Raw genomic sequence first — 2,842 nt, forward strand, 5'->3', positions numbered from 1 at the left:
ATCGCCGATCACAAGATCAACCGCATCGGCGAACTCGCGCCATGGAACTGGACGCCGAAATAGGCGTCAAGCGCTGCGTGGCCGGACGCATACCCAGTAAGCGCGGAAGTGGTCTCTCAGGGCCGATATTCTCTGGACCTCATGACTGTGCGGATTTGGTGTTCAGGTTGTAAGTTTCTGATATTGATACTTTTTCACCAAGGTGATGCTAAGCACTTCGACGTCAGTGGCGTTCCCTAAAAAGGACTGAAATCGAACTTTCAACCTGCATGGCTCGGGTCCGTCAATCCGACGCTGGTAGTGGTGATAGCCCAAGTTCCTTCAGAAACGCGTTGTGTTTCGTCGTTGACTTCCGAATTCGCTTCTCGATTTCGACCAACTCCTCGTGCGTGGCCGACAGATCGATGGCCACCTCATCTTTGGCCGTGCTGACGTAGCGCGAGATGTTCAGGTTGAAGTCGTTGGCCTCAATTTCGTCCATCCCGACGCGTCTGGCGTACCGTTCGATGCTCTCCGGACGCTGTTGGTAGGTGTCGATGATCTTTTCGATATGCCCATCGGACATATAGTTCTGTCGCTTGCCCCTTTCAAAGTGCTCTGACGCATTGATGAACAGGACGTCATCGGGTTTTTTGCACTTCTTCAGGACGAGGATGCAGACCGGAATGCCAGTTGAATAGAACAGGTTCGCCGGAAGTCCGATGACGGTGTCGATGTGCCCGTCTTCGAGGAGCTTGCGGCGGATCTTCGCCTCCGCCCCACCTCGGAACAACACACCGTGCGGTAGGATGATCGCCATCACACCGTCGTCTTTGAGATAGTGGAACCCATGCAGCAAGAACGCAAAGTCAGCGGCCGACTTCGGGGCCAGCCCGTAGTTCTTAAAGCGAACGTCTTCGCCTAACGCTTCGTTTGGTGTCCAACGCAAGCTGAACGGTGGGTTGGCGACCACGGCGTCGAAATATGGTTTCTTCGCCGGGTTCGTCTCGCGAAGCATGTCCCAGTCGTTGGTCAGCGTGTCTCCATGGTAAATCTCGAACTCAGAATCCTTCACCCCATGCAGTAGCATATTCATCCGAGAGAGGTTGTAAGTGGTGATGTTGGATTCCTGGCCGTAGATCCTCCCAATTCCGTGCGGGCCCATGCGCTTGCGCACATTGAGCAGCAGCGAGCCCGAGCCGCAGGCAAAATCCATCACGCTGGCAAGGTGTTTCCGTTTGCCAGTCTTTGGTTCCTGGCTGTCTAGCGTAACGATTTCTGAGAGGATGTCCGAAATCCGCTGCGGCGTGTAGAACTCACCAGCCTTCTTGCCCGATCCAGCGGCGAACTGGCCAATTAGATACTCATAGGCGTCGCCAAGCGTGTCGCTATCGGTCGAGAACTCCGCGAGGCCCTCGGCAATCTTGGTGATGATCGTGCAGAGCTTTGCGTTCCGGTCCGCGTAGGTCTTTCCAAGCTTTTCAGAGCCGAGATTGATCTCGGAGAACAAGCCCGAGAACGTGCTCTGAAAAGACTCGTTCTCGATGTATTTAAAGCCGGTTTGCAGCGTGTTGAGCAGCTCATCGTCCTGTGTGCGGGCCATGTGTGCAATACTGGCCCAGAGGTGCTCGGGGCGGATAACGTAGTGCGCCTTGAGGCGCATCTGCTTCTCAAAGGCCACCACGTCACTGGGGTTCTGCTCGTACCATACGGACAGGGAGGACCGGCCTCCGTTTCCGACAGCGTCGGGATCGGGATAATCGCGCCCGAGCTCTTTTTTCGCGGCTTGCTGGTAGTTGTCCGAGAGGTAACGAAGGAACAGAAAGGCAAGCATGTAGTCGCGGAAATCATCCGCGTTCATTGCGCCACGCAACTGATCGGCTATGCCCCAAAGTGTCTTGCCAAGCTGTTTTTGGTCTTGATCAGTCATGGGTTAGCTTTCGGTTGAGGGGCCACAGGAACCAGGTCGGGAACTGCAAACCCAAATTTATCAACGACATCGGTCAGAATCTTTCGGAACAAGTCTTTGTTGTCGTCCACCATTTCGACAGGTTCCGTGATGGAGTACTTTCCGTGACTCAAGAGATTCAGGGCGCGGTTGTAGAGGGCTTCATCCTCCAGCCCCTCAAGGCAGATCCGCAAGTCATCGTGGCCAAGAAAACTGGCCGTTCTCTCCAAGACGCTTCGCAACGCGTTGAAATGGTAGGTGTACAGCGCCCCGGACTCAACGCATCTGCGGAGCTCGGCCAGTGTTGCCACATGGTGGAAGTACGGCGTATCGCCAGTCGCTCGCAGTGTGAAGGAACCGTCGGTGTCGGGCCTGTGCAGAAAATAGCGCTTGGTGCTGACCTTCTCCTCGCCGTCCCGTGTCCGCCCGATCTCGTTGCACATGACATTGAAGAAAAGCGCGTGATGAGACGAGAACACGGTGCGCAGCGGGTCCGGCTCGCCCTGCGCGTTCTTACGAGACGCCGCCTTGCGAAGGAGCGCCGCCAAATCACAGGCGATGGCGATGGCGTTGTTGTCATCCAGCGAGGAGATGGGATCGTCGATGTAGAGGTGCTTGACCCGCTCGTAGGATGCCAGCCCATCGATGACCCGCTCGCAGATCGCCATGAACATGCACCAGACGAAAATCTTCTCTTCGCCGCGAGATATCTTGATCCGCTCTTCGTCGCCCTTGCGGAAGGTCACGACCCACTTCTCGTAGTCGATGTCAAAATCAAAATCCGTGTAGCGCGACAGGTAACCGGCGATTGTCTCGTCGAGTGGCTTTGTTGCGCAAAGGCTGGTTGAGGGATTCATCTCGTGAATCCAGCGTGGTAGCTGTCCTGCATGAGCAGACCGATCCCGCCGAGCTACA

At 55.7% G+C, this 2,842-nt stretch carries 2 protein-coding genes; both read right to left on the reverse strand.

The window, feature by feature from the left end; genetic code table 11:
- Positions 1–283 precede the first annotated feature (283 nt).
- Positions 284–1,909: a type I restriction-modification system subunit M gene (locus CHB90_RS25725; RefSeq protein ID WP_089280537.1), complete on the reverse strand. Its 1,626-nt coding sequence runs from the start codon at positions 1,907–1,909 to the stop codon at positions 284–286.
- Positions 1,906–2,842: AAA family ATPase (locus CHB90_RS25730; protein WP_141135990.1), on the reverse strand; the 937-nt coding region annotated here is incomplete at its 5' end. The genes CHB90_RS25725 and CHB90_RS25730, both read right to left, overlap by 4 nt.

Source organism: Antarctobacter heliothermus, from assembly GCF_900188425.1.
GTDB lineage: Bacteria > Pseudomonadota > Alphaproteobacteria > Rhodobacterales > Rhodobacteraceae > Antarctobacter > Antarctobacter heliothermus.

What these genes read in the sequence shown, in the direction of transcription:
- CHB90_RS25725 (WP_089280537.1), bottom strand. Translation starts at nt 1,909, where the DNA reads ATGACTGATCAAGACCAAAAACAGCTTGGCAAGACACTTTGGGGCATA.